Origin of the sequence: Brachybacterium alimentarium, assembly GCF_002332425.1 — a bacterium.
In the GTDB taxonomy this organism is placed as follows: Bacteria; Actinomycetota; Actinomycetes; order Actinomycetales; family Dermabacteraceae; genus Brachybacterium; species Brachybacterium alimentarium.
Genome location: NZ_NRGS01000017.1, coordinates 58,302 through 84,721 on the forward strand (window position 1 = coordinate 58,302; position 26,420 = coordinate 84,721).

The window sequence follows — 26,420 nt, forward strand, 5'->3', positions numbered from 1 at the left end:
TCAGCCCCGTCGGGCGCGGCACGCGCGGTACTCAGCCCCGTCGGGCGCGGTACTCGCGGGCGAGGAGCGCGAACGTCATCCCGTCCAGCCAGCGTCCGCTGCGGTGCAGGGACTCCTCGATGAAGACGCCCTCGCAGCGCATGCCGATCTTCTCCATCACGCGGCGTGAGGCGAGGTTCTCGGCGAAGCATTCGGCCTCGACCCGGCGCACCCCGAGACCCTCGATCGCGAGGCGCAGCAGAGCGGCGGCGAACTCGGTGCCCAGACCCTGGCCCTGGGCCTCCGGGTCGAGCACCCAGCCCAGCTCGGCCTGCTGTCCGCGGGCCTGCGCGGCCATGTCGGCCTGGGACCAGGCATCCTGCACCGTGACGGCCCCGGTCGCGACGATCCGTCCCTCGCGCAGGCCGACGACCGTGGTCGCCAGCCGAGAGCTCCACCAGGCCTGATGGGCCTCGAGGGTGGGACTGAGCGTGGTGGTCCACTCCTGCACCTCGGGCCTGCGGTACCAGGGCCAGATCGCCGCAGCGTCCTCGGGCCGTCCGAGGCGCAGCTCGAGACGGTCGGTGCGGACGGGCCAGTCGAGCTCGTGCAGGCCGGGGGTCATCAGCGCTCCTCCCCGGTGTCGTCGACGGCGTCTTCCGCAGCGTCGTCCGTGGCGTCGTCCGTGGCGGGCCCGCCGAACTGGAGCACCGTCTCGCCGTAGGTCTTGGTGCCGTCGTCGGCCCAGCCCTCGGGCCAATCGAGCGCGCGCGAGCGGCTCGAGCGCTCGATCACCACGAGGGCCTCGTCGTCCAGGGCCGGGCGCAGGGTGAGCAGGAGCGCCTCGAGGGCGTCGGTGGTGACGTCATAGGGCGGGTCGAGGAACACCAGGGTGAACGGCTCCCCGCTGAGCTGGCCGGCCACGGTCTCGGCTTTGCCGGCGCGGATCTCGCAGTGCTCGGCGAGGCCCAGCTCGCTCGCGGTGCGTCGCAGCTGCTTGGCGGTGGGGCCATGCAGCTCGACCAGCTGCGCGCTGCGCGCTCCGCGCGAGAGGGACTCGAAGGCGAGGCCGCCGGTGCCGGCGTAGAGGTCCAGCACCCGAGCTCCGGCGAGGGCGTCCCAGCCCTCGAGGCGGGAGAACAGCGCCTCCCGCACCCTGTCGGACGTGGGCCGGGTGCCCTTGCCGGGAGGGCCGGGGATGGTGCGGCCGCCGAGGGCGCCCGCGATGATCCGGGGCATGTCAGCTCCTCTCCACGTCGGGATCGGCGTCCCGCAGGCGGTTCGCGATAGCGCCGGCGAGATCGGGGTGGTCGGTGAGATCGGGGTCCGCGGCGAGGACCGCGAAGGCGTCCTGTCGGGCCTGGTCGATGATCGGGGCGTCACGGATCACGTCGAGGTGCTTCAGCGTGCGCTGGAGGCCGGACTGCTCCTCCCCCACGAGGTCGCCCGCACCGCGCACCTGCAGGTCCAGGTCCGCGAGCGCGAAGCCGTCGGCCGCACCGGCGATCCCCTCGAGCCGTGCGAAGGCCGGATGCTCCGGCGTGGTGCGGGTGTCGAGGAAGGCGATGCCGGGGTGCTCGCCACGCCCCACCCGGCCGCGCAGCTGGTGGAGCTGGGAGACGCCGAAGCGCTCCGCGTCCAGCACGATCATCACCGAGGCGTTGGGGACGTCGACTCCGACCTCGATCACCGTGGTGGCGACCAGCAGGTCGATCTCGCCGGCGACCACACGATCCATGGTCTGCTGCTTCTGCTCCGACGTCAGGCGGCCGTGGAGCACGCCGATCCGGGCCCCGGCCAGCTCGGGTCGGGTCGCGAGGCGCTCCGCCGTCGCGGTGACACCGCGCGCTTCCTCGAGCCGGGTCTCGGAGATCTCACCGTTCTCGTCGAGGATGGTGGCGGGCGGCGGGGAGTCGTCGGTCTCGTCGATGCGGGCGCAGACCACGAACACCTGACGCTGCGCGGCGATCTCCTCGGCCGCGCGGGCCCACATGCGGTTCTCCCACTTGGGCAGCTGTTCGGGGACCACGAAGCTCTCCACGCCCGCGCGCATGCCCGGGCTCTCGCGGAGCGTGAGCACATCGAGGTCGCCCACGGTCGCGAGCGCCGCCGTGCGCGGGATGGGGGTCGCCGTCATCACCACGACGTGCGGTGTCATGCCGCCGGGCCCCTTGCTGCGCAGGCGTCTTCGATGGTCGACACCGAAGCGGTGCTGCTCGTCGATCACGACGAGCCCGAGGGAGGCGAACTCGACGGACTCCGTCAGCAGGGCGTGGGTGCCCACGACGATGCCCGCCTGGCCGGAGGTGACGTCGAGCAGGGTCTCGCGGCGCGCGGAGGTCTTCTGCGATCCGGTGAGCAGCCGCACTCTGGTGGCGTCGAGATGGCCGTCGAGCTGCCCGGCCCGGGCCAGGTCCCCCAGCAGCCCGAGGATCGTGCGGTGATGCTGCTCGGCGAGCACTTCGGTCGGTGCGAGCAGCGCCGCCTGGTGGCCGGAGTCCACGGCGCGCAGCATCGCGCGCAGAGCGATCACCGTCTTGCCGGAGCCGACGTCGCCCTGCAGCAGCATGCTGGTGGGATGGTCGCGGCCGACGCGCTCGATGATCTCCTCGCCGATCTCCTTCTGCCCCGCGGTGAGCTCGAAGGGCAGGCGCTCGTCGAAGGCTGTCTGGAGCGGACCCTCCGCCCGCAGCGCGGGCGCGGGCGAACGTTCGTCCAGGGTGCGACGCTGGGCGAAGATCGCCTGCAGCACGAACGCCTCCTCGTAAACCAGGTGCGCCACGCCGGAGAGGGTGTCCTGCTCGGTGCGCGGAGTGTGCACGGCGGCCACCGCCTCGGGCAGTGGGAGCAGGCCGCGCGCCTCCACGATCCGCGCGGGCACCGGGCGGGCGAGGTACTCGGCGAACTCCAGGCCCTTCTCGGTGGCCGCTCGCATGGTGCGCTGGGCGATGTTCTTGCGCAGCGGGTACACGGGCCGCGGGCGCTGGGCATGGGCCAGCCCCTCCTCGGAGTCCTCGAACTCCTCGTAGTCGGGGTGGGTGATCTGCGGGTTCCCGGTCATCTTGTTGCGGCCCACAGTGCCCCGCACCAGCACGCGGCGGCCGACGGCCAGACGCTTGGTGTGCCAGTCCACGAGATGCTGCTTGGCCAGGAAGAAGGTCAGGGTGATGTTCTCGATCCCGTCAGTGACCACCACCTCGAGGATGGAGCCGTGCCTGCTGCGCATGCTCCGCGAGGACACCCGTTCCACGGTGACGATCGCGCTGACCTCCTCGCCCTCATGGGTGTCGTGGAGGGAGCGCAGCGGGGCGGGGACGGTGTAGCGGCGCGGGGCGAAGCGCATCATCGTGTCGAGATCGCGCACGCCGAACGACGCCATCGCGAGCTTCTCCTTGCGCTCGAGGAGCTCCGACAGCGGCATCGAGCCGCGTGCGGACTCCAGCCTCCTGGCCATGCGGTGCCTCCTCGTCGTGCTCGTCGTGCTCGTCGTCCCGGTCGTGCTCGTGGTCCTGATCCGTCCCGGCTCGTGCGGGCTGGATCGCCGTTCCTCGCGAGCCGCCCCTGAGGAGACGCCCGCGCCGATCACGGCGCCACGTGCGATGATGCACGGGCACGCCACGGAGACAATGGTGCCACTCGGGACCGACGCTGTGTCGGAGTCCACAGCCCCTCCACACCGGGCTCCCTTCATGCGGAGCGCCGCGTGGGATATGCTTCCGTGGTTGCCCTGACCTCCGGGGGCCGGCGCCCCCGCGCTCACCCATGGTCACCGACTCCGACTTGACGTCGTGGGACCGGGCGGGCACCCGAACAGAATTCGACTTTTCAGGAGACGACAGTGGCTTCTTCCACGTGTGACATCTGCGCCAAGCACCCGAGCTTCGGCAAGAGCGTTTCCCACTCGCACCGCCGTACCTCGCGTCGTTGGAACCCGAACATCCAGTCCGTGCGCACTGTGATCAACGGGACCAGCAAGCGCGTGAACGTGTGCACCTCCTGCCTCAAGGCGGGCAAGGTCAGCACGCTCGGCGCCTGAGCGGGAACGACCGACAGACCAGGACCGTCAGGTCCTTCCGTATGAGCCCTCACCCTTCGGGGTGGGGCTCATACGCTTCTCCGGATGCGCATCGCCGGACGACGATGATCGGGTGCGCATGACCGGATCCGCGTGATCGGTTGCGCATGACCGGGCCGGGATATCCTCGCTTCCACGCTGCCCCCGAGGAGATCCCATGCCTGCATCCGCCCCCACCATCCTCGCCACCAGCGCGGGGTACCTCCCCCACCCGCGTCTGCGGTTCCGCTTCGGGCCGATGATGGCCTTCGCCGGGCAGCTCAGCCGTGAAGCGCCCGAGAGCGACCGCGACGGTGCGATCAGGATCTGCCACCTCGGCACGGCCTCCGGGGACGATCGCAGCTTCCAGCGGGACATGGAGGAAGCGGCTCGGGAGGCCGGGTACGCGCTGCATCACCTCAGCCTGTTCTCGATGCCGAACGTGGAGGATGTCGAGGCCTATCTGCGCAGCTTCGACATCATCTGGGTCAACGGCGGCTCGGTGGTGAACCTGCTGGCCGTGTGGCGCGCCCACGGGCTCCCCGAGATCCTGCACCGGCTCTGGCAGGAGGGCGTGGTGCTCGCCGGCGTCTCCGCCGGCTCGATCTGCTGGTTCGAGGGCGGGGTCACCGATTCCTTCGGCCCGCAGCTGGCCCCGGTCACGAACGGCCTCGGCTTCCTGCCTGGCGCCAACGGGGTGCACATGGACTCCGAGGCACGCCGACGGCCGTTGATCCGGGAGCTGGTGGCGGACGGCACGCTCGGCGCGACCGTGTGCACGGACGACGGCGCCGGGCTGCTCTACCGCGGCACCGAGCTGATCGAGGCGGTCTCCGAGCGGGACGGCGCCGGAGCGTCATGGATCGAACCCGACGGATCCGGCGGCGTCCTCGAGCGCGACCTGACGGTGCGGCGTCTGGGATGACGATGCCCGCGACGCCTCGAAGGGCGACGCGGGCATCTCACGTCACGTCACGTCACGTCAGATCAGCGTGAGCACGAGGCTCAGGCGACCTCGGCGTCCTCGAACGTGGCGGTGTCGACGACGGCGCGGAAGAACACCTCGCCGGCGACCACCCGGTCGTAGGTGGCGTCGGCCTCGTCGATCCCGATCGTCTCGATCTGGGCGGCGATGCTGTGCTCGGCGCAGAAGTCGAGCATCTCCTGGGTCTCGGCGATGCCGCCGATGTTGGAACCGGCGAGCACCTTGCCGCCGCCGATCAGGGAGCCGAAGCCGAGGGACTGGGCCTCGGGCGGAAGGCCGACCACAGCCATCACGCCGCGCGGCTTCAGCAGGCCCAGGTACTTGTCGACCGGGATGTCGGCGCTGATCGTGTTGAGGATCAGGTCGAACTCCCCGCGGTGATCGGCGTAGAAGCCGTCCTCCGTGGTGGCGAGCATCTGCCTCGCCCCCAGATCGATGGCGAGCTGCTCCTTCTTGCGTGAACGCGAGAGCACGGTGACGTCGGCGCCCATGGCGGCGGCGATCTGCACACCCATGTGGCCGAGGCCGCCCAGGCCCAGCACGGCGACCTTCTTGGGGGCGCCGTCCTTGGTCTCCGCGGCGCCCCAACGGGCGAGCGGCGAGTAGGTGGTGATGCCCGCGCACAGCAGCGGTGCGGCGAGGTCGAAGTCGAGGCCGTCCGGGATGCGGCACACGAAGCGCTCGTTGACGACGACCTTCTCGGAATAGCCGCCCTGGGTGATCGAGCCGTCGACGTCCGTGGCGTTGTAGGTGCCCACGTTGCCCTCGAGGCAGTTCTGCTCGTCGCCCTGGCGGCACTGCTCGCAGCGGCCGCACGAGTCGACCATGCAACCCACGCCCACGCGGTCGCCGATCTTCCAATCCGTCACGCTGTCGCCGACGGCGGAGACCACGCCGGCGATCTCGTGGCCCACGGTGAGCGGGAAGTGCGCCTCGCCCCACTCGTTGCGGATGGTGTGGATGTCGCTGTGGCAGATGCCGGCGGCCTTGATGTCGATGACGACGTCATCGGCGCGCGGGTCCCGGCGCTCGATGGTGGCGACCTGGAAGGGCTGATCGGGGCCGGTCTTCTGCAGTGCCTTGACGGTGAACGGCATGGATTCTCCTTCGGTTCGGGGGCTGCCCGTGAGGGGCTGACCTCAGATTAGGCCTTGCCCTCGAAGTGGTCGAAGCCCGTCCCAGGGATCTGGGCACCATCGAGCAGGACGCCGTGATCGGTCTCTCCTGCGGCGTCCCGCACCTGTCCGATGGCACGGAAGCCCTCGGGCACCGCCTCGGGCGGGAAGGTCGCGAGCATCGCATGTTCCTCTCCCCCGTGCAGCACCCATTGCCAGGGGTCCTCGCCGAGCAGCTCGGCGAGGGGCATGAGGGAGGAGGCGTCGGAGGAGAGGACTGCGCGGTCCAGGTCCAGGACCACTCCCGAGGCGCGAGCGATCCGGGTGCCGTCCCGCACCAGCCCGTCGGAGAGATCCATCATCGACGTCGCCCCGCGGCCGGCGCCCCAGCCGAGCGCGAGGTCCGGTTCCGGGGCATCGTGCCAGGCGACGAGGTCCGCATGGTCGCCCGCACCCTCGATGCGTCCCTCGTGCACGTGGATGCGGCCGGACAGCACGAGCGCGAGCCCGGCGGCCGAGCGGCCCAGCTGCGGCGAGCCGATCGTGAGCACGTCCCCGGCCCGGGCGCCGGAGCGCAGCACGGGCTCCTGGTCCTCCGGCAGCGCTCCCAGAGCGGTGACCGTGAGCGTGAGCTGCTCGGCACTGCCCAGGTCTCCCCCGACCACCCGGGCCCCGTCGGCCTCGGCGCGACGGGCGATGCCGATCGTGATCTCCTCGAAGACGGAGGCCTCGGTGCGGTGGGGCGCGGACAGCGCGACCACCAGAGCGACCGGTCGGGCACCCATCGCCGCGACGTCGGCGAGGTTCTGCACGGCGGCCTTGTGACCGATCCAGCGCGGCATCGTGGTGCGGAACAGGAAGTCGTGGCCCTGGACGAGGGTGTCGGTGGTGACCACCATCCTCGGCGAGGGCAGGCGCACCACCGCGGCGTCGTCCCCGGGACCCACCTCCACGCGGGGATCGGTGGACAGGTGCGGGAGCATGCGGGCCAGGAGCCCGGCCTCCCCGAGATGCGTGTCGCCGGTCATGCTCCCAGTGTGCCCGACCGCTGGTCCCGGCCCGGACGCAGGCACGGCAGGTAGCCTTCCCCCGTGCTCCGCTCCCGCCTTCCCGCTCTCGCCGCCACCGGGCTGATGACCGTGACCCTCGCCTCGTGCGGCACCGTCGAGGTCCCCGCCGGCCCCTCCGCGACGGATCCCGTCTGCGCGGACATCCTGCTCGCCGCCCCGGAGCAGGTGCTGGGCATGGACCGGGTGGAGACGTCGAGCCAGGGCACCGCGGCCTGGGGCCACGGCGAGGACGCGGTCGTGATGCGCTGCGGGGTGACCCCTCCGGGTCCGACCACCGATCTGTGCACCACGCTCGAGGACGCCAACGGGGTGCAGGTGGACTGGGTGGTCCGCGAGCTCGAGGACGATGTCTTCCTGTACACGACCTTCGGACGCGACCCCGCGATCGACGTCTCGGTGCCGCGGTCCGCCGCACCGGATCAGCCCTCGGGCGCAGCGCTGGACCTCGCCCAGGTGGTCAGCCGGAACATCGAGGCGACCGACTACTGCGTGGGCCCCGGCGACGAGGAGGAGTAGCCCGCGAGGTCAGCGGGCGCCGAGACGCCTGCCACGGGCCTGCTCGATGAGCCCGGCGAGCAGGTCGGCGTAGGAGAGCCCCATGTTCTCCCAGAGCACCGGGAACATCGAGTAGGGCGTGAAGCCGGGCATCGTGTTGACCTCGTTGACGAGCACGCGCTGATCCTCGGTGACGAACACGTCCACCCGCGCCAGCCCCTCCAGGCCGAGCACCGTGAACGCGCGCGAGGCCACCTCGCGCACCTCCTCGAGGACGGCGTCCGGCAGGCCGGCGGGGACGTCGATGCACACGGTCCCCTTGCCGAAGTACTTCGCCTCGTAGTCGTAGAAGTCGAGATCCTCACCGATGCGCACCTCGCCGGGCACGGTGGTGCGCACCTCGTACGTGTCCACGCCCTGCAGCACGCCGCACTCGACCTCGCGGCCGGCGACCATCTCCTCGATGAGCACCTTGGGATCCTCGGCGAAGGCCCCCTTCATCGCGTGCTCGAGCTGGGCCGGATCGTCGACGCGGCTCACCCCGAGGCTCGAGCCGGCGCGGGCAGGCTTCACGAACCAGGGCAGCGGGTGGTGTCGCTCCAGGTGGGCCATGACCTCGTCGGCGCCCTCGGCCCACCGGTCCTCGTGGACCACGATCCCGGGGGCGGAGGCGATGTCGGCCGCGCCCAGGAGCTGCTTGGCGGCGGCCTTGTCCATGCAGCCCGCCGAGGCGAGCACGCCGGAGCCCACGTAGGGGATGTCGAGCATCTCGAGCATGCCCTGCACGGTGCCGTCCTCGCCGTAGGCGCCGTGCAGCAGCGGGAAGACCACGTCGATCTCGGCGAGCGGGGAGACGACCCCGTCGACCACCTGGCGCAGCATGCTGCGGGTCCCGGGCCGGTGCCTCGTGGCCGGCAGGAGCACCTCGGGCCCTTCCGGGGCGACCTCAGGGGCACGCCCGTCCACGAGGGTCCAGTCCGACGGATCGTCGGAGACATGCACCCAGCCGCCCTCGCGGGTGATGCCGATAGCGACCACGTCGAAACGGTCTCGGTCGATCGCGGACAGGATGCCGCCCGCGGTGACGCACGAGATGCCGTGCTCGCCGCTGCGGCCGCCGAACAGGAGGGCGACGGTGGTTCTCATACCTGCAGGATATTCATTCCGGGCGCACGCCGCGCGCCAGCAGGGCCGTGGTGACCTCGTCGATGCGGGCATCGTGATCGACGACATCGACGACGGCCGACGCGATGGGCATGTCCACACCGAGCCGTGCCGCGAGATCGGAGACGGCGCGGGCGGTCGCGACCCCCTCGGCGGTCTGCCCCACCTCGGCGGCGGCGGCCCGCACGTCCAGGCCGCGGCCGAGGGCCAGGCCCAGGCGGTGGTTCCGGCTGAGCGGCGAGGAGCAGGTCGCGACCAGGTCGCCCAGACCGGCCAGGCCCGCGAAGGTCTCGCGGCGCCCGCCGAGGGCGACGCCCAGACGAGTGATCTCCGCGAGGCCGCGGGTGATCAGGCTCGCCGTGGTGTTGTGCCCGTGGCCGAGCCCGGTCGCGGCGCCCACGGCGATCGCGATCACGTTCTTCACGGCGCCGGCGATCTCGACCCCGACCACGTCGGTCGAGGTGTAGGCGCGCAGGTACGGGGCCTCGCACCAGGTCGCGAGCACCGAGGCCAGCTCCTCGGAGTCCGCGGCGACCACGCTCGCGCAGGGGCGGCGCTGGGCGATCTCGCCGGAGAGGTTCGGGCCGGAGAGGACGCCGATCCGCTCGAGCTCCGCCTGCCCGGCGTCGGCGATGACCTCGGTGATGCGACGGTCGGTGCCGTGCTCGATCCCCTTCGTGAGCGAGAGGACGGGCACCGGCGGGAGCACCGGCCACCCGGCGAGGGTGGAGCGCATCGACTGGGCGGGGATCGCGAGCACGATCCCGTCGGCGCCCTCGAGTGCGTCCTTCACGGACGAGGTGGCGTCGATGCCGGCGGGCAGCTCGTGGTCGCCGAGATAGGCGCTGTTGCGGTGCTCCTCACGGACCTCCCGGGCGACCTCCTCACGGCGGGCCCACAGGGTCACGTCGGCGCCGCCGTCGGCGAGCACCTGGGCGAAGGTGGTCCCCCAGCTTCCGGCGCCGAGCACTGTCAGTCGTGTCATCTCTGCCTCACGGGTCGATAGCCGGGCTGCGGCCTGCCCACTTCGGGGCGATGGGTGTCGGTGCGGCCGTCGTGCGGGACGGCCGGGGGCTGCTCGTCGCGGATCTCGCCGAGCAGGGTGGTGATGCGTGCCATGAGCTCCTCGGTGCTGCGGATCGCGGCCTGCTGGGTGCTCTCGCCCTCGAGGTGGGAGACCGTGAACGGCTCCCCCACGCGCACCTGGAGGCGGCGGCCCGGGCGGGGACGCGGGAGCGGTGAGCCGACGGGCCACAGCGCCCGCCCGCCCCAGCTCGCGATGGGCAGCAGGGGTGCACCGGTCTCCAGCGCGAGGCGTGCCGCGCCGTAGCGGGCGCGCATCGGCCACAGGTCCGGATCCCGCGTGTAGGTGCCCTCGGGGAACACCATGAGCAGCTCGCCGCGGCCGAGGGCGGCCCGTGCGGCGTCCAGGGCACCGCCTCCCCGGGAGGTGCCGCGCAGAACGGGAATCTGGCGGGCGTGGCGCAGCAGCAGGCCGAGCCCCGGCACGCGGAACATCGCCTCCTTGGCCAGGAAGCGCGGAGCGATGCCCGAGGCCTGGAGCAGATGGCCGTACGAGAGGGCGTCGAGCGGGCCCAGATGGTTCCCGCACGCGATGATCCCGCCGTTCTCGGGAAGATTCTCCCGGCCCTCCCAGGAGGGCCGGGTCAGCAGGCGCAGGAGCGGGCGCAGCGGGATCTGGGCGAGACCGATGACGAGCCCGGCCCGGCGTGCGGGCGGACGAGCGGTGCCCACATCCCAGCTGCGCCGCAGGGAGATGCTCACCGTGGTGAGGAGGAGGAACGGCCCAGCGCCTTGCGAGTGGCCTGCCCCGTCACGGCCCGCATCGCGGATCCGCCCTCCATCGTGCGTCGCCGCAGAGTGGTGGGGGCCCGACGGGCGAGCGTGTTCACAGCGGCCGCATGCATCAGTCTGCGCGGGGCGAAGGCGAGCCGGCCCCGCACCGAGCGGAACTTCACCGCGGTGGTGATCTGGAGCAGCTCGCCGCCCGGCAGCAGCGCCACTCCGATGCGGACGCTCATCTTGTCGTCGTCATCCACGATCAGCGCCTCGGCGCCCACCACCTCGTCGGCCACGAACTCCTTCTGCGGCGGCGGCACCATGTCGAACAGGCGGATCGCCTCATCGCGCAGGGCGCGCGCCCCGCGCGTGGACAGCGGAGTGTTCTCGTGGGAGAAGATCGCGTCGGCCCAGGCCCGAGGATCGGGCTCGTCGACTCCGGCGGTGGGGACGATGACGACGTCGCAGTAGTCCGGGATCGGGATGTCGCGCAGCGCGAGCGACCTCCCGGCCGTGGCGGCCGAGCCCGTGTGCGGTGCGGATCCCGTCGGGCGATCGATCTCTGCGCTCATGATCTGCTCCCTCAGCTCGCGATGGATGGTCGGCCTGCCGGCACCGTCAGTTCTCCCAGAACTCGGCGCCGAGCGCCGTGAGCTTCTCCCGGAAGGATTCGTAGCCGCGGTCGATCAGATCGATCCCGCGGATGGTGGATTCTCCCTCGGCCCCCAGGGCGGCGACCAGGTAGGAGAAGCCGCCTCGCAGGTCCGGGACGGTGATGTCCGCGGCGTGGAGCGGCTTCGGGCCGGAGACCACGGCGGAGTGGTTGTAGTTGCTGCGGCCGAAACGGCAGCTCGAACCGCCCAGGCATTCGCGATAGACCTGGATGTGGGCACCCATCTCGTTCAGTGCCGAGGTGAAGCCGAGCCGGTTCTCGTAGACCGTCTCGTGGACGATCGAGATGCCGTCGGCCTGGGTCAGCGCGACTACGAGGGGCTGCTGCCAGTCGGTCATGAGGCCGGGATGCACGTCCGTCTCCACCGCGATCGCCCGCAGCGGGCTGCCGGGGTGGAAGAAGCGGATGCCCTCCTCGGTGATGTCCAGCCCGCCGCCCACCTTGCGGAAGATGTTCAAGAACGTGGCCATCGGCTTCTGCTCGGCGCCGCGCACGAACACGGAGCCCTTGGTGACCAGGGCGGCGCATGCCCAGGAGGCGGCCTCGATGCGGTCGGGCAGGGCCACGTGCTGGTAGCCGCCCAGGCTCTCCACGCCCTCGATCGTGATGGTGCGGTCGGTCTGCAGGGAGATCAGCGCGCCCATCTTCTGGAGCACGGCGATGAGATCCTCGATCTCGGGCTCCACCGCGGCGTTGGTCAGCTCGGTGATCCCCTGGGCGCGCACCGCCGTCAGCAGCACCTGCTCGGTGGCGCCGACGCTGGGGTACTCGAGGTGGATCTTGGTTCCGTGCAGGCCATGGGGCGCCGTGATGTAGATGCCCAGCTCGCGCTTGTCCACGACGGCGCCGAAGTTCCGCAGCACGTCGAGGTGGTAGTTGATCGGACGGTCGCCGATCCGGCAGCCGCCGAGGTCAGGGATGATCGCTTCGCCCAGACGATGCAGCAGCGGGCCGCAGAAGAGGATCGGGATCCGGGAGCTGCCGGCATGGGCGTCGATGTCGACCACATGGGCCCGCTCGACGTTCGAGGGATCCATATGGATCGTGCCGGCGGCGACGTCGCGCTCGACCTTCACCCCGTGGATCGAGAGCAGCTCGGAGACGATCTGCACGTCACGGATGTCCGGGACGGACTGCAGGACGCTCGGCCCCTCCCCCAGCAGCGCTGCCACCATGGCCTTCGAGACCAGGTTCTTCGCCCCGCGGACGGTGATCTCGCCGTCGAGGGGACGACCTCCGCGCACATGGAATGTCGAGCTCATAGTGTCCTAGCTTTGCTGAACAGGCGTCAGGGACGCCCGGTGTTCTGACCGGGTCACCATACCGGAGCGTGCTGAAGGGGCATCGCATCCCGGATCACAGGTCGCGATGCCCCTTCAGCGCGGGCGGATGCCGGAGGATCTCAGGCGGTTCCGGCGTGGGCTCAGGCGGTCTCGGCGTTGCGCGCCGGGAGGGTCTTGGGCATCCAGGCGGGACGCTTGGCCTCGAAGTCCGTGATGTCCTGCTCGTAGCGCAGGGTGAGGCCGATGTCGTCCAGCCCCTCCATGAGGCGCCAGCGGGTGTAGTCGTCGACCTCGAAGCGGAAGGTGGCCTCGCCGGCGTGGGCCTGACGGTTCTCGAGGTCGACGGTCACCTCGGTGCCCGGCTCCTGCTCGAGGATCTTCCACAGCTGCTCGAGATCGTCCTCGGACAGGATGCCGGCGACGAGGCCCTGCTTGCCGGCGTTGCCCCGGAAGATGTCTGCGAAGCGGCTGGAGAGCACGGCCTTGAAGCCGTAGTCGCGCAGCGCCCACACGGCGTGCTCACGGGAGGAGCCGGTGCCGAAGTCGGGACCGGCGACCAGCACGGAGCCGTTCTTGTAGGCGGGGCGGTTGAGCACGAAGTCCGGGTCGTTCGTGCGCCAGGCGTTGAACAGACCGTCGTCGAATCCGGTCTTCGTCACTCGCTTGAGGTAGACGGCCGGGATGATCTGGTCGGTGTCGACGTTGCTGCGGCGCAGCGGGACGCCGATGCCGGTATGGGTGGTGAAGGCTTCCATGACGGTGCTCCTGATCAGGCGACGGGCTGGAGGTCGGACGGCGCGGTCGGGACGCCCAGATCCGACGGGGAGGACAGCGTGCCGCGCACCGCGGTGGCGGCGGCGACGACCGGGGACACCAGGTGGGTGCGCCCGCCCTTGCCCTGGCGGCCCTCGAAGTTGCGGTTCGAGGTGGACGCCGCACGCTCCCCCGGCGCGAGCTGGTCGGGGTTCATGCCCAGGCACATCGAGCAGCCGGCCTGGCGCCACTCGGCACCGAAGTCGAGGAAGATCTGGTCCAGGCCCTCCTGCTCGGCCTGCACGCGCACGCGAGCGGAGCCGGGCACGACCAGCACCCGCACATCAGGATTCTTCTCGCGCCCCTCGAGCACGGAGGCGAAGGCGCGCAGGTCCTCGATGCGACCGTTCGTGCACGAGCCCATGAAGACGGTGTCGACCTTGATCTCCTTCAGCGGAGTGCCGGGCACGAGATCCATGTACTCCAGGGCGTTCTCGGCGGCGGTGCGCGCATTGTCGTCGGTGAAGTCCTCGGGCGCGGGGACGGAGGCCGACAGCGGCAGGCCCTGACCGGGATTGGTGCCCCAGGTGACGAAGGGCTCGAGGTCGTCGGCGTCGATGTGCACCTCGGCGTCGAAGGTCGCGTCATCCTCGGAGCGCAGGGTCCGCCAGTACTCCACGGCCTCGTCCCAGTCCGCGCCGCGGGGTGCGTGCGGGCGCCCCTGGACGTACTCGAAGGTGGTCTCGTCCGGCGCGATCATGCCGGCGCGGGCGCCCGCCTCGATCGACATGTTGCAGATCGTCATGCGGCCCTCCATGGAGAGCTTCCGGATCGCCTCGCCGCGATACTCGAGCACGTAGCCCGCGCCGCCACCGGTGCCGATCTTCGCGATCACCGCGAGGATGATGTCCTTCGCGGTGACTCCGGGCTTCAGCGTGCCGTCGACGGTGATGGCCATCGTCTTGAACGGGGTCAGCGGCAGCGTCTGGGTCGCGAGCACGTGCTCGACCTCGCTGGTGCCGATGCCGAAGGCGAGCGCTCCGAAAGCGCCGTGGGTCGAGGTGTGCGAGTCGCCGCACACGACGGTGATGCCCGGCATGGTCAGTCCCAGCTGCGGGCCCACGACGTGCACGATGCCCTGGTCGAGATCCCCGAGGCTGTGGATGCGGACGCCGAACTCCTCGGCGTTGCGACGCAGGGTGTCGATCTGGGTGCGCGAGGTGATGTCCGCGATCGGCTTGTCGATGTCGATCGTCGGGGTGTTGTGGTCCTCGGTCGCGAGCTGCTGATCGAGGCGGCGAGGCGCGCGCCCCTCCTGCCGGAGACCGTCGAAGGCCTGCGGGCTGGTCACCTCGTGCAGGAGCTGGAGGTCGATGTACAGCAGGTCAGGTTCGCCGTTCTCTCCGCGACGGACCACGTGATCCGCCCAGACCTTCTCCGCGAGGGTCCCCGCCATGTCGATCCTTCCCTGCGCCCACCATCGGGACGCGTACCGTCGGCGCCCCGGTTCGGGGCGACTGCAAGCTGTGAGGCGCTCGGGGTGCGAGCACAGCAGCCATCGTGCGCGGGTCCACGACCCGACGCACTTGCGTCTCACCAAATAAGACGGCAGTATCGGAGCATGGACAACACTTCGGAGGAGAACGGCAGCGGTGTCGGCGTGCTCGACAAGGCCGCGGTCGTCCTCGGCGCCCTGGAAGCAGGCCCTGCGACGCTCGCCCAGCTCGTGCAGTCGACCGGACTGGCCCGACCGACGGCCCATCGCCTCGCGGTGGCCCTCGAGTTCCATCATCTGGTCTCCCGCGACATGCAGGGACGGTTCATCCTGGGCCCGCGCCTGGGGGAGCTCGCGGCCGCGGCGGGCGAGGACCGCCTGCTCGCCGCCGCCGGCCCGGTGCTCGCCGCCCTCCGAGACCACACCAGCGAGTCCGCACAGCTCTACCGCCGCCAGGGCGATCACCGCATCTGCGTGGCCGCGGCCGAGCGCCCGATCGGCCTGCGGGACTCGGTGCCGCTGGGCTCCGCCCTGACCATGAAGGCCGGTTCCGCGGCGCAGATCCTCCTCGCCTGGGAGGAGCCGGACCGCCTGCATCGCGGACTGCTCGGCGCCCGCTTCACCGCCACCCAGCTCTCGGCCGTGCGTCGTCGCGGATGGGCGCAGTCCATCGGGGAGCGCGAACCCGGCGTGGGCTCGGTCTCGGCGCCCGTGCGCGGCCCGAACGGACGGGTCGTCGCGGCCCTCAGCATCTCCGGCCCCATCGAGCGCATCACGCGCCAGCCCGGGCGCCTGCATGCAGCGTCGGTGATGAGCTCCGCGAATCACCTCACCGAACTGCTGCGCCGCGCAGGATCCTGACGGACCTCCGCCCGTTCGGCCGCGCCCGCCCGGTCGCGGTCAGTCGCGTTCGATCCACACCGGTGTGTTCGCGAAGCGCAGCACCGTGACCAGCTGTCGCGGGGCAGAGACCGGCCTGTCCGGCCCGTGCATGCGCTCCCCTGCGACCACCATCATGCTCGCGCCCTCGCTGGCGCGCACGAGTTCTCTGGCGCTCGCCCCACCGGCCACCGTGACGTCCTGCACGTAGACGCCCGGATGGGACAACGAGATGCGTTCGCTCGTCGCCGCGAGGATCTCCTGCGCCTGTTCGGTCGCGGTCTCGGCCCGCACCACGAGGTGGATATCGCGCTCGTAGGCCTCGGCGAGGTCTGCGGCCCGGGCGAGGACGTCGTCATTGCTGCTGTGGTGCACGAGCCCGATCGGGCCGTCGCTGTCGATCTGCCCGCGCACGACCACGACGGGGCAGCGTGAGCGCGCGGCCAGCGCAAGGCTCTTGGAGCCGACGATCAGTGTCAGCAGCCGGCCCAGGCCGCGGCCCCCGACGACGATCACCTCGGACTCCTCGCTCGCCGCGACGAGCACGGGGACCGCGTTGCCGTCCACGATCTCCGAGGTGATCGGCAGGGAGGGCTGTTCCTTCCGGGCGATGGCCAGGGCATCGTCGATGAGCCCGTGGGCGGCGTTGCGGATCCCCGAGCCGGTCATCCCCGGGATCGGGTCGGTGTTCACGTCGAGCTCGGTCCACACGAACGCGTGGAGGAGATGGAGGACGCCACCGATGCGGGCTGCGTGCCGGGCCGCCCAGCGCACAGCGAGATCGGATTCATCGGCGTCGAAGACGCCCACGGTCACCCTCGGCGGAGAGTTCGACGGCGAACTCGACGAGGGTCCAATTGGCGTGACGTGCGTCATGCACCGACAGTACTCCGCAGTGCAGCAGGATTCCAGGGAACCGAGGAACCGGAGAGGCGGAGAACCGAGGAACCGGAAAGCCGGAGCACCTGAGCTCGACGATGGGACAGACGGAAACAGAAAAGGAGCCAATGTCCGAAGACATCGACTCCTGGTCCGTACCCCGTACCGGATTTGAACCGGTGTTACCGCCGTGAGAGGGCGGCGTCCTAGGCCGCTAGACGAACGGGGCCTGCGCATGATCCGTGGATCCTGCGTCGTACCCCGTACCGGATTTGAACCGGTGTTACCGCCGTGAGAGGGCGACGTCCTAGGCCGCTAGACGAACGGGGCGCGGACTGCACGACTCCGAAGAGCCGCGTAGCGCTGGGGTACCAGGACTCGAACCTAGAACGACGGTACCAGAAACCGCTGTGTTGCCAATTACACCATACCCCATGGTCAAAGCACGTTTTTGAAGTCTACCGGAGATTCTCCGCGGTGGTTTCCGCGGCCTTTCCGGGCTGTACTCGCTTGCCGTACCGAGGTAAGACTCTACCGGGTCTTCTGCGACAAGACAAAGCGAGAGGGCCCCTGGGCGCTGTGAGCCTGAGCACGCGGACTCACAGCGCCCAGAACCGCTCAGGCCGCGGCGGCGAGCCGGTCGCGCAGAGCGCGCAGGCGCGCCAGGGAGGACGCCTTGCCCAGCAGCTCCATCGACTCGAACAGGGGCGGCGAGATGCGCCGCCCGGAGATGGCGCTGCGCAGCGGGCCGAAGGCCAGGCGCGGCTTGATGCCCATCTCCTCCACGATGGCCTCACGCAGGGCCGGCTCGAGCGCTGCCGCGGTGAACGAGCCCTCGGGGACGGCGTCCGCCTCCTGGATCGCCCGGTCGAGCACGCCGACGGGATCATCGCCGAGCTTCTTCAGCGCGTCGTCCTGGACCACCAGGTCCTCGTCGGCGGTGAAGAGGAAGCCCAGCAGATCGGACGCCTCCCCCAGCAGGTTCATGCGGGTCTGGACGAGCGGGGTGGCCGCGGCGACCAGGGCGCGCTGTTCCTCGGTGACCGACTCGCCCAGCACGCCGCCGGACTGCAGGTACGGGATCAGACGCTCGGCGAGATCCTCCTCGGGCAGCAGCCGGATGTGATCGGCGTTGATGGCGGTGGCCTTCTTGATGTCCACGCGCGCCGGGTTCGGATTCACGTCGGAGGCGTCGAAGCGCTCCACCAGCTGCTCACGGCTGAAGATGTCCTCGTCCGCGCTGTAGCCCCAGCCCAGCAGGGCGAGGTAGTTGACCATGCCCTCGGGGGTGAAGCCCTGCTCGCGGTACAGGAACAGATTGGAAGCGGGGTCCCGCTTCGAGAGCTTCTTGTTGCCGTCGCCCATGACATAGGGAAGATGCCCGAACTCGGGCACGCGCTCGGCGACGCCGATCTCGATCAGCGCCCGGTACAGGGCGATCTGACGCGGGGTGGAGGACAGGATGTCCTCGCCGCGCAGCACGTGGGTGATCCGCATGAGCGCATCGTCGATGGGGTTCACCAGCGTGTACAGGGGCTGCCCGTTTGCGCGCACCACCACGAAGTCGGGCGTGGAGCCCGCACGGAAGGTGATCTCCCCGCGCACCATGTCCTGGAAGGTGAGGTCCGTATCGGGCATGCGCAGGCGCCAGGTGGGCTCGCGGCCCTCCGCACGGAAGGCCGCCTTCTGCTCGTCGGTGAGGTCGCGGTCGTAGCCGTCGTACCCGAGCTGCGGGTCGCGTCCCGCCGCGCGATGACGCTCCACGATCTCCTCAGCCGTGGAATAGGACTCGTAGATGTGCCCGGAGTCCTTCAGCTTCGCGATGACGTCCTGATAGATGTCCGCTCGCTCGGACTGACGATAGGGGCCGTGGGGCCCGCCGACCTCCACGCCCTCGTCCCAGTCGATGCCGAGCCAGCGCATGGCGTCGAGCAGCTGGTGGTAGGACTCCTCGCTGTCGCGCGCGGCGTCGGTGTCCTCGATGCGGAAGATCAGCTTGCCGCCGTGATGGCGGGCGTGCGCCCAGTTGAACAGGGCGGTGCGCACCATGCCCACGTGCGGGGTGCCGGTGGGGCTGGGGCAGAACCGCACCCGTACCTCGTCGGTGGTGGCGGTCGATGCAGAGGCCTGGGCCGGAGTGGTGGTCACGCGGAATGCTCCTGGGGGTGGGGAGGGCTGAGTGGTGCGGGTGGCCGGGTCAGCGGCGCACGACGGGATTGGTCAGGGTGCCGATCCCTTCGATGGTGATGTCGATGCTCGAGCCGGAGTCGACGGTGCGCACTCCCGCCGGGGTGCCGGTGAGGACGATGTCTCCGGGCAGCAGGGTCACCACGGTGGAGATCTCGGCGATGAGGTCCGCGACCGAACGGATCATGTCGGCGGTGGTCCCGTCCTGGGCGACCTCCCCGTCCACGCTCGAGGAGATCGCGAGGCTCGCGGGGTCGAGGTCGGTCTCGATCCAGGGTCCGATCGGGCAGGACGTGTCGAACGCCTTGGCGCGGAACCACTGGTCCTCGGCGCGCTGGGAGTCCCGAGCGGTGAGGTCGTTCGCGCAGGTGTAACCCAGGATCACGTCTGCGGCGTCGTCAGCGGCGACGTCCTTGGCCATGGTCTTGATGACCACGGCGAGCTCGGCCTCGAGGCTGAGCTCCTGGCTGTAGGACGGGATCGTCACGGGATCGCCGGGGCCGACGACCGTGGTGTTGGGCTTGAGGAAGAACAGGGCCTGGTCAGGCACTTCGTTGCCGAGCTCGGCGGCGTGGGCGGCGTAGTTGCGACCCACGCACACGACCTTCGAGCGGGGGATGACAGGGGCGAGCAGGCGCACGTCGTCGAGCGGGACGATCGTGCCGTTGGGGCGGATCTCGGTGTACAGGGGGTCCCCGGTGATCCCGTAGACCATGTCCTGGCCGTCCTTCTCCTGGACGATGCCGTACATGGGGTCGTCACCGGTGGTGAATCGTGCAATGCGCATGTCGTCAAGTCTAGGCGCAGTCGATCCTGACGCCTTCGGCCCGGTGACCTTCGGGCTGGAGACGCCTTCGGCGACGTGACCGTCGACGCCGAGGGCGCTCCCGTCCCGCTTCCGAGGGATCTCCCGCTCCCGCCACCCAGGTGTTCCGGAATGTGGTCGCCCAGGGAGAACTCGCCGATCAGGTGCTGGCCGCGGGCAGGAGCATCGAGCGGATCCGCAGCTCGGCCTCGGTGCGCGTGATCCCGTCGTAGAAGTCCCGCACCAGTGGATGACCGAAGGTCGAATCCGGGACCAGCAGCGGACGCATCTCACCGCGTGTGATCACCTGCACCGGCACGGACAGCGGGTTCGCGTAGCCGGGGAGGGCGGTGGCCAGCTGCCCCGCGTAGTCCTGGGCGTGATGCGGGTCGTCGTAGTGCTCGACGTAGTCCAAGTAGCTTCCCACTCCGATCTGCACCCACGGTCCGTACTCCAGAGAGATCGTCTCGCCGATGATCGGCAGGGGCAGGATGGCGCGTACGAAGCAGTCGGACCGGGTGCCGCGCTCGATCACGCACAGATCATCGGTGGCCTGAGCGCTCATGCGACGAGAGCGGGTGTCCAGGTCGAGGTAGGGGTCGGGCCGGCGGAACCCGAGCGCAGGCCAGGGATCCGCCTGGCTCCCGTCGGTGCCCTGATGGTGCTCCCCGCAGTACGCGCAGTCGTAGTCGATTCCGGTCATCTCTGGCTCCTCGCCGTGGTCCTGCTGGTCCGGTGCCCACCGTAGGAAGCGCTCGGCGGCGTATCCCGGCCCCGGAGCGCAGTGTGGATGACCACCCTCTGGGGAGGAGAGGCACGACCGTCCGCGTCGCCCGCTCGTACGACTCGTACGATGGGCTCATCCGCCGTCACCTCGGGAAGGAGCAGGCCATGAGCTCGTCCACGCAGGCCATGAGTTCGTCCACGCTCGAATCCCCCGCGCGCGTGCTCTCCGCCGAGGAGGCCTCCCGAGCCCGCCTCGAGCACGAGGAGCGCGCCGATGCCCTGACCGCCGCACATCGGGAGCGGCGTCTGCGCGGGCAGAAGCACCCGGTCGAGGACTTCCTGTTCACCTACTACCCCTTCTCCCCCGCGAAGCTGCGCCGATGGCATCCGGGGTGGGACGTCGCCTATCCCGTCACGGCGGACATCGACTCGCGCGGCGCAGCGCTTATCACGGATGTCGACGACGCCGCGCATCGCTCCTGGTACCTCGACTACCTCGATGCCCCGCCCGCGGACCGTCCCGGCGCCGGCAGCAGGGACACCGCCGAGGGCACTGGCAGCACCGCCGGCCATGACGGCCGCCTGCCGCGCCAGGACGCCGATGTGCTGCCGCGTCAGAAGGCCGATGTGCTGCTGCGCCGGGCCGACGTCGAGAGATATCGCCGTGACCGCGCCTCGGCGCTGAGCTTCATGAGGCGCCTGCTCTCCGCGTCTTCGCTGAGCAGCCGTCGGCCGCAGTTCGGCTGTTTCGGGCTGCACGAGTGGGCGATGGTGCACCGCGTGCAGGAGGGCGAGCAGCGCCACGAAGATCTGCCTCTGCGGCTGAGCCAGGCCGAGACAGACCAGGTCGTCGAACGGGAGAATCTGGTGTGCTCCCATATCGACGCCTTCCGCTTCTTCACCCCGTCGGCCGCTCCGCGCAACGCGATGCAGCCCACGCGTGAGACCCAGGTGGAGCTCGACAACCCCGCCTGCCTGCATGTGGGGATGGACCTCTACAAGTGGGCCATGAAGCTGACGCCGCTGATCCCCTCGGGCCTGGTGCTGGACTGCTTCGAGCACGCCCGGGAGACCCGCGTGCTGGACATGGAGGCGAGTCCTTACGACGTGCGGCCGCTCGGCTACGGGGTGGTGCCGATCGAGACCGCCTCCGGAAAGGCCGAGTACGTGCGCCGCCAGCGCGGGCTCGCGGAACGGGCCGATGCGCTGCGCAGCAGGATCCTGGACCATCTGCCTCCGGCCATCGACTGACCCCTCGACCCCACCGGCGGCCATGCCAGCGACCGTGCCCTCGACCCCGCCCTCCACCGGACCAGCGACCGTTCCGTGACCCTGTCGTCCACCGAGCCATCTGCCGAGCGAGCGGCGATGCGGCCGATCGGCGGGAGCGCGCCGTCGGAGGACCCTGGCAGACTGGACCCATGCCTCTCCTGACGCCGTTCCTGCCCGAGCACACCTCACACACCGCTCAGGACACGATCGTCGACGGATTCATCGAGTCCCAGGAGGCCGTGGGGCGCGAGCTGTATCCGCACCAGGAGGAAGCGCTGCTGGCGATCGCGGCGGGCGACCATGTGATCGCCGCGACGCCCACCGGATCGGGCAAGACCACGATCGCGTTCTCCGCGATCTTCGCCGCGATGGCCCGCGGGGAGCGCTCCTACTACACCGCCCCCATCAAGGCGCTGGTCAGTGAGAAGTTCTTCGATCTGGTGAGCCAGTTCGGCGCGGAGAACGTGGGCATGATGACGGGCGATTCGTCGGTGAACCACGACGCCCCGATCATCGTGTGCACGGCGGAGATCTTCGCGAACCATGCCCTGCGCGAAGGCGCCGGGAGCGACGTGCGCCTCGCGGTGATGGACGAGTTCCACTACTACGGGGACTCCCAGCGCGGCTGGGCCTGGCAGGTGCCGCTGGTGGAGCTTCCGGACTGCCAGTTCGTGCTCATGAGTGCGACGCTCGGCGATGTCACCACCTTCGCTGACGATCTCGAGGAGCGCACCGATCGTGACGTGACGGTCATCGACGACGCCCCCCGGCCGGTGCCCCTGGACTTCCGCTGGTCGCTCGAACCGCTGCCGGACACCATCTCGACGATCCTGCAGGACCGCGACGCCCCGGTCTACATCGTCCACTTCACCCAGAAGGATGCGCTGGAGCAGGCACAGGCCCTACTCGGCCAGAAGATCCTCTCGGGCGAGGAGAAGGAGCGGATCCGCGAGATCATCGGCGACTTCCGCTTCTCCAAGGGCTTCGGGCAGATCCTCTCCAAGCTCGTGCGCGAGGGCATCGGCGTGCACCACGCCGGCATGCTGCCGAAGTACCGCCGACTGGTCGAGAAACTCGCGCAGTCCGGCCTGCTGAAGATCATCTGCGGCACCGACACGCTCGGCGTGGGCATCAACGTGCCGATCCGCACCGTGCTGCTGACGGGGCTGGCGAAGTTCGACGGGAAGCGCACACGCCTGCTCAACGCCCGGGAGTTCCACCAGATCGCCGGCCGGGCGGGCCGTGCGGGGTACGACACCGTGGGCCACGTGGTCGTCCAGGCGCCGTCGTGGACCATCGACTTCGAGCGGGAGCTGGCCAAGCAGCGCGCCCGGGAGGAGTCCGGGAAGACCTCCAACAATGCGAAGAAGCGCAAGAAGGAGCCCAAGCCGCGCATCCCCGATGGCGCAGTGTCGTGGTCCGAGGCGAACATGACCAAGCTGGTCGAGAACGCCCCGGAGCCGCTGCGTCCGCATCTGAAGATCACGGCAGGCATGGTCCTCGCGCTGATCTCGCGTCCCGGCGACGCCATCGCCTCAGGACGGCACCTGATCATGACCAGCCACCAGACCCGCACCCAGAAGCTCAAGCTGGTCAAGGACGCGGTGGAGATCTTCCGCGGCCTGCAGGACGCCGAGATCATCGAGGTGCTCGAACAGCCGGATCATCTGGGCCGACGGATCGCGCTGGTCGAGGACCTGCAGCTGGACTTCACGATGAACCAGCCGCTGGCCCCCTTCGCCATCGCGATGATCGACACCCTCGACGAGGAGTCCGAGAGCCTCACGATGGACACCGTCTCGATCATCGAGGCGATCCTCGAGGACCCCCGGCAGATCCTGCTGGCCCAGCAGAACGCCGCCAAGGGCGAGCTGCTCGCCGAGCTCAAGGCCGACGGCGTCGAGTACACCGAGCGCATGGCGCAGTTGGACGAGGTCACGTGGCCCAAGCCCCTCGAGGAGGATCTCGAGGCGGCGCTGGAGATCTATGCGAAGAACCGTCCGTGGGTGCGCGTCGAGGACCTCTCCCCCAAGTCCGTGGTGCGCGAGATCCACCAGACCGGCCAGACGTTCAGCGAGTTCGTGCAGCGCTACGGGCTGCAGCGCTCCGAGGGCATCGTGCTGCGCTACCTCTCCGACGCGTACCAGGCGATGCGTCGCACCATCCCGCAGGAGCTGCGCACCGAGGACCTCGACGACCTCATCGAATGGCTCGGTGTGCTGGTGCGCGGCATCGACTCCTCGCTGCTGGACGAATGGGAGGCGCTCTCGCACCCGGAGGAGGCCGAGGGTGATGCCGCCAGCGACCTGCGGCCCACCTCTCCGCGCGGGCTCTCCGCCCAGACCAAGGTGCTGCGCACGATGATCCGGGCCGCCATGTGGCAGCGCGTCGAGCATTTCGCCTTCGAGCGTGAGGCACGGCTGGCCGAGCTCGACGGCGCCTCCGGCTGGGATCGTGCCCGGTGGGCCGAGGCGATGGACGAGTACTACGACACCTATGACGACGTCGGCATCGACGGCCCGGCGCGCTCGCCGCAGCTGCTGCAGATCACCGAGGAATCCAAGCTCTGGCGCATCCGCCAGGTGCTCTCGGATCCTGACGGCAACCACGACTGGGCGATCGAGGCCGAGCTGGATCTCGAGGCCACCGATGAGGCCGGCGAGCCCGTCCTGGCGATCACCCACGTGGGGGACATCGCGGACCGGTGAGCGGTGACCGGTGAGCGGTGAGCGGTGAGCCTGAGCGGTAGGAAGTGCCCTAGGAAGTGCGCAGCGAGCAGTACGGGGTTCGTTGACCACGACGCGGGTCGTTGGACAGCACGCGGGGCGTTGGACAGCACGCGGGGCGTTGGACAGCACGAGGCCGGCGCCCCCGAGAGGGGACGCCGGCCTCGGTCATCGTGGGGAAGCGGTCAGTGCCCGATCACCAGGGATTGACCTCGATGCTCTTCCAGGGGTTCACCTCGATGTGCTTCCAAGGATTCACCTCGACCTGCGGGTTGACCTCCACGGCAGAGGCGAGACCGGCGCCGCCCATCGTCAGCGCAGCGGCGAGCGCCGCACCGCCGGCCAGACGGGCTCCTAGGCGCAGCCTGGCCCTGCGGGGAGTACGGGGGAACTGCGCTTCTCTCGTCAGACTCATGATCCGCACCTTTCGCGTACCGGGACCGGATCCCAGCACTATGTGCTCCGAAGAGTACTGACAGTTGTCCACATCACACAAGGGCGATCCGCGGATGCGCTCATCAGCGCGGCGTGCTGCGGACGCCTGCGGTGAGCGGCAGCGGCAGCGGACGAGCGGACGGCCGGCGCCTTCACAGACACCGGCCGCCCGACGAAGAGGTCCGCGCGGATCAGGCCGCAGCGGCCTCGTCGTAGACCTGCTGGGCGACGTCACCGAGGTACGGGCCGTACATGACGTTCGGCTGCGAGTTGTAGCCGAAGCTGTTCACGGAGATCTGGTAGCCGGAGGGGCCGTCGCCCACGAACCAGGGGCCACCGGAGGAGCCACCGGTCATGTCGCAGTCGATGCCCTGGTCATCGGATCCGCCGAGGGTGTCATCGGAGCCGGTGTCCTGGCACTGCTCGAGGCTCTCGCCGTCGAACGGGCTGGCGGCCGGGTAGCCGAAGGACGTGTAGAGCGCACCGCGCTCGGTGTTGAACTCGATCCCGGAGGCGCCGACGGTGTCCGCGAGCGAGGCGCTGCCGCTCTCGGGCTCGACGACCGCGAAGGCGACGTCGTAGTCGAGATCCTCGGAGCTGATCCACTGCTCGGTCGAGAACAGGTCCGAGGCGCTCCACAGGCCGTACGGGGTCTCGCCCTGGTCGTAGCCGGGAGCGAACACCCAGTTGCTGGCCCAGGCGCCTGCCTCGTTCGTGCAGTGCCCCGCGGTCGAGACGGTCGAGCCGTTGTCGGAGGCGACGGAGTTGCCCGAGCACACGTAGTCGGTGCCGTTCACGGTGAAGAAGACCTTGCCGATGTGGTCGGTGTCTGCCGCGGCGGCGGGCTGGGCCTCGGCGCTGCGGGCGGTCTCGGCCTGCGGGGAGGCCTCGGCGGCCGGGATCCGTGCGGTCTCGGAGCTCTCGACCTGACCGTCCGGGGCATCGGCCTCGTCGACGAGGTCGTCGGCAGGGGTGGCGGCCTGCATGCGCTCCTCGGTCCAGTACCCCACGGCCGCATCCTGCTCAGCAGTCGAGAGGGTCGTGGTCTCCAGAGCGCTGTCGCCGGTCGGATCGGCGGTGGCGAGCCCGGCCCCTCCCAGGCTCAGGGCGGCGGCGAAGGCGAGTCCCCCTGCCGTCCTGATGCCACGGCGAAAGCGTGCCGGGCGGTGTCTGCTGTCGTCCTGATCATCCGGGGAGAAACTCATCGCGGGGTCCTTTCGGAGGGGAACGGGAACGGTCTGAGGAGGACCGCGCGACCACGCTAGACGGTGTGATCCCCTTCACGCCACTGCTGTGAGAGCGCTTAGTGACCGTCCGGTCACTCCTGCTGCGGCGAGTCCTCACCAGTCGCTGCATATCCGTTCTCGCAGGTGGGCTCGGGCTTCTCCGAATCGAGCGCCCGCTCCTCGCTCGCGGCGACACGTCTCTCAGGATCTTCCTGACCGCTCGGTAGGGTTGTGGGGTGCGGGGCCTTGCGAAGGGCGGGAATCGCGTTCCGACGGCGCTGCGGGGTCCAGTGCTCGGCGGCCGAGGAGATGCCCTCGTCGTGCTCGCGCGCGGTCGGATCCTGGGATCGTCGGGCGGTCATACGGCTGCTCCGGAGGCCTCGTTCGAGAGGCTCACAGAGGTGCGCGGGCCTGGGCAG

The 26,420-nt window shown here is 70.1% G+C and carries 25 protein-coding genes and 3 tRNA genes; 6 read left to right on the forward strand and 22 right to left on the reverse strand.

Annotated features, from left to right (window positions below):
• Positions 1–31: 31 nt before the first annotated feature.
• The 3 genes from CIK71_RS10450 to CIK71_RS10460 are packed head-to-tail and all read right to left on the reverse strand — an operon-like array spanning position 32 to position 3,433.
• Positions 32–604: a GNAT family N-acetyltransferase gene (locus tag CIK71_RS10450; protein ID WP_096165574.1), complete on the reverse strand. Its 573-nt coding sequence runs from the start codon at positions 602–604 to the stop codon at positions 32–34.
• Positions 604–1,218: a 16S rRNA (guanine(966)-N(2))-methyltransferase RsmD gene (gene rsmD / locus CIK71_RS10455; protein WP_096165576.1), complete on the reverse strand. Its 615-nt coding sequence runs from the start codon at positions 1,216–1,218 to the stop codon at positions 604–606. Before rsmD ends, CIK71_RS10450 begins: the two co-directional genes overlap by 1 nt.
• 1 nt (position 1,219) lies before the next feature.
• Positions 1,220–3,433, reverse strand: a complete 2,214-nt coding sequence (locus CIK71_RS10460; RefSeq protein WP_096165578.1) for an ATP-dependent DNA helicase RecG — start codon at positions 3,431–3,433, stop codon at positions 1,220–1,222.
• A gap of 384 nt (positions 3,434–3,817) precedes the next feature.
• Here CIK71_RS10460 and rpmB point away from each other — a divergent pair, with 384 nt between their 5' ends.
• Positions 3,818–4,015 (forward strand): 50S ribosomal protein L28, encoded by a 198-nt coding sequence (gene rpmB / locus CIK71_RS10470; RefSeq protein WP_096165582.1) that lies wholly within the window; start codon positions 3,818–3,820, stop codon positions 4,013–4,015.
• 196 nt (positions 4,016–4,211) lie between these two features.
• The gene (locus CIK71_RS10475; RefSeq protein ID WP_096165584.1) at positions 4,212–4,958 is read left to right on the forward strand and encodes a Type 1 glutamine amidotransferase-like domain-containing protein; all 747 of its coding nucleotides are present in this window, start codon (positions 4,212–4,214) and stop codon (positions 4,956–4,958) included.
• A gap of 80 nt (positions 4,959–5,038) precedes the next feature.
• On the opposite strand, the gene CIK71_RS10480 is transcribed toward CIK71_RS10475, so the two are convergent.
• Positions 5,039–6,115, reverse strand: a complete 1,077-nt coding sequence (locus CIK71_RS10480; protein WP_096165587.1) for an NAD(P)-dependent alcohol dehydrogenase — start codon at positions 6,113–6,115, stop codon at positions 5,039–5,041.
• A 47-nt stretch (positions 6,116–6,162) separates the two neighbouring features.
• Positions 6,163–7,161, reverse strand: coding sequence for a thiamine-phosphate kinase (gene thiL / locus CIK71_RS10485; RefSeq protein WP_096165589.1), 999 nt, complete (start codon positions 7,159–7,161; stop codon positions 6,163–6,165).
• Between the two features lie 63 nt (positions 7,162–7,224).
• On the opposite strand from thiL, the gene CIK71_RS10490 reads away from it, so the two are divergent.
• Complete coding sequence (locus tag CIK71_RS10490; protein ID WP_096165591.1) at positions 7,225–7,719, forward strand: DUF3515 domain-containing protein; 495 nt, start codon at positions 7,225–7,227, stop codon at positions 7,717–7,719.
• A 9-nt stretch (positions 7,720–7,728) separates the two neighbouring features.
• Here CIK71_RS10490 and CIK71_RS10495 read toward each other — a convergent pair whose 3' ends face one another.
• From CIK71_RS10495 to leuC, 7 genes are all read right to left on the reverse strand, one after another.
• Entirely contained in the window at positions 7,729–8,844 is a 1,116-nt protein-coding gene (locus CIK71_RS10495) for a D-alanine--D-alanine ligase family protein (RefSeq protein ID WP_096165593.1), read from the reverse strand.
• A 13-nt stretch (positions 8,845–8,857) separates the two neighbouring features.
• Positions 8,858–9,847 carry an NAD(P)H-dependent glycerol-3-phosphate dehydrogenase gene (locus tag CIK71_RS10500; RefSeq protein WP_096165595.1) on the reverse strand — a complete coding sequence of 330 codons (990 nt, stop codon included), beginning with the start codon at positions 9,845–9,847 and terminating at the stop codon, positions 8,858–8,860.
• The gene (locus CIK71_RS10505) at positions 9,844–10,647 is read right to left on the reverse strand and encodes a lysophospholipid acyltransferase family protein (RefSeq protein WP_241964115.1); all 804 of its coding nucleotides are present in this window, start codon (positions 10,645–10,647) and stop codon (positions 9,844–9,846) included. The genes CIK71_RS10500 and CIK71_RS10505 overlap by 4 nt, the downstream gene beginning before the upstream one ends.
• Positions 10,644–11,234, reverse strand: a complete 591-nt coding sequence (locus CIK71_RS10510; protein WP_241964114.1) for a hypothetical protein — start codon at positions 11,232–11,234, stop codon at positions 10,644–10,646. Before CIK71_RS10510 ends, CIK71_RS10505 begins: the two co-directional genes overlap by 4 nt.
• 46 nt (positions 11,235–11,280) lie before the next feature.
• Positions 11,281–12,597, reverse strand: coding sequence for a UDP-N-acetylglucosamine 1-carboxyvinyltransferase (gene murA, locus CIK71_RS10515; RefSeq protein ID WP_096165597.1), 1,317 nt, complete (start codon positions 12,595–12,597; stop codon positions 11,281–11,283).
• 161 nt (positions 12,598–12,758) lie between these two features.
• A complete protein-coding gene (gene leuD / locus CIK71_RS10520; RefSeq protein WP_096165599.1) occupies positions 12,759–13,373 on the reverse strand; it encodes a 3-isopropylmalate dehydratase small subunit in 615 nt (204 codons plus the stop codon).
• A gap of 14 nt (positions 13,374–13,387) precedes the next feature.
• Complete coding sequence (gene leuC, locus CIK71_RS10525) at positions 13,388–14,827, reverse strand: 3-isopropylmalate dehydratase large subunit (RefSeq protein ID WP_096165601.1); 1,440 nt, start codon at positions 14,825–14,827, stop codon at positions 13,388–13,390.
• Between the two features lie 165 nt (positions 14,828–14,992).
• Here leuC and CIK71_RS10530 point away from each other — a divergent pair, with 165 nt between their 5' ends.
• Positions 14,993–15,727: an IclR family transcriptional regulator gene (locus CIK71_RS10530; protein WP_096165603.1), complete on the forward strand. Its 735-nt coding sequence runs from the start codon at positions 14,993–14,995 to the stop codon at positions 15,725–15,727.
• Between the two features lie 39 nt (positions 15,728–15,766).
• Here the strand turns inward: CIK71_RS10530 and CIK71_RS10535 are convergent, their stop codons facing one another.
• The 7 genes from CIK71_RS10535 to CIK71_RS10565 all read right to left on the reverse strand — a co-directional run bounded on the left by CIK71_RS10535 (position 15,767) and on the right by CIK71_RS10565 (position 20,319).
• Positions 15,767–16,621, reverse strand: coding sequence for a universal stress protein (locus tag CIK71_RS10535; RefSeq protein ID WP_096165605.1), 855 nt, complete (start codon positions 16,619–16,621; stop codon positions 15,767–15,769).
• Between the two features lie 159 nt (positions 16,622–16,780).
• A tRNA-Glu gene (locus CIK71_RS10540) sits at positions 16,781–16,853 on the reverse strand.
• Between the two features lie 28 nt (positions 16,854–16,881).
• Positions 16,882–16,954: transfer RNA gene (locus CIK71_RS10545), tRNA-Glu, on the reverse strand.
• Positions 16,955–16,987: 33 nt separating this feature from the next.
• Positions 16,988–17,059: transfer RNA gene (locus CIK71_RS10550), tRNA-Gln, on the reverse strand.
• A 183-nt stretch (positions 17,060–17,242) separates the two neighbouring features.
• Positions 17,243–18,772, reverse strand: coding sequence for a glutamate--tRNA ligase (gene gltX / locus CIK71_RS10555; protein WP_096165607.1), 1,530 nt, complete (start codon positions 18,770–18,772; stop codon positions 17,243–17,245).
• 49 nt (positions 18,773–18,821) lie between these two features.
• Positions 18,822–19,598, reverse strand: coding sequence for a fumarylacetoacetate hydrolase family protein (locus CIK71_RS10560; RefSeq protein WP_096165610.1), 777 nt, complete (start codon positions 19,596–19,598; stop codon positions 18,822–18,824).
• Between the two features lie 178 nt (positions 19,599–19,776).
• A complete protein-coding gene (locus tag CIK71_RS10565; protein WP_096165612.1) occupies positions 19,777–20,319 on the reverse strand; it encodes a DUF2199 domain-containing protein in 543 nt (180 codons plus the stop codon).
• Positions 20,320–20,507: 188 nt separating this feature from the next.
• On the opposite strand from CIK71_RS10565, the gene CIK71_RS10570 reads away from it, so the two are divergent.
• Together CIK71_RS10570 and CIK71_RS10575 are read left to right on the forward strand one after the other, a co-directional pair.
• Positions 20,508–21,593, forward strand: a complete 1,086-nt coding sequence (locus tag CIK71_RS10570) for a 3-methyladenine DNA glycosylase (RefSeq protein WP_241964113.1) — start codon at positions 20,508–20,510, stop codon at positions 21,591–21,593.
• Between the two features lie 170 nt (positions 21,594–21,763).
• Entirely contained in the window at positions 21,764–24,322 is a 2,559-nt protein-coding gene (locus CIK71_RS10575; RefSeq protein ID WP_096165614.1) for a DEAD/DEAH box helicase, read from the forward strand.
• Positions 24,323–24,536: 214 nt separating this feature from the next.
• Here CIK71_RS10575 and CIK71_RS10580 read toward each other — a convergent pair whose 3' ends face one another.
• The 3 genes from CIK71_RS10580 to CIK71_RS10590 all read right to left on the reverse strand — a co-directional run bounded on the left by CIK71_RS10580 (position 24,537) and on the right by CIK71_RS10590 (position 26,363).
• Positions 24,537–24,755, reverse strand: coding sequence for a hypothetical protein (locus tag CIK71_RS10580; RefSeq protein ID WP_096165616.1), 219 nt, complete (start codon positions 24,753–24,755; stop codon positions 24,537–24,539).
• A 211-nt stretch (positions 24,756–24,966) separates the two neighbouring features.
• A complete protein-coding gene (locus tag CIK71_RS10585; RefSeq protein WP_241964112.1) occupies positions 24,967–25,980 on the reverse strand; it encodes a trypsin-like serine peptidase in 1,014 nt (337 codons plus the stop codon).
• Positions 25,981–26,093: 113 nt separating this feature from the next.
• Positions 26,094–26,363 carry a hypothetical protein gene (locus CIK71_RS10590; protein WP_096165617.1) on the reverse strand — a complete coding sequence of 90 codons (270 nt, stop codon included), beginning with the start codon at positions 26,361–26,363 and terminating at the stop codon, positions 26,094–26,096.
• Positions 26,364–26,420 lie beyond the last annotated feature (57 nt).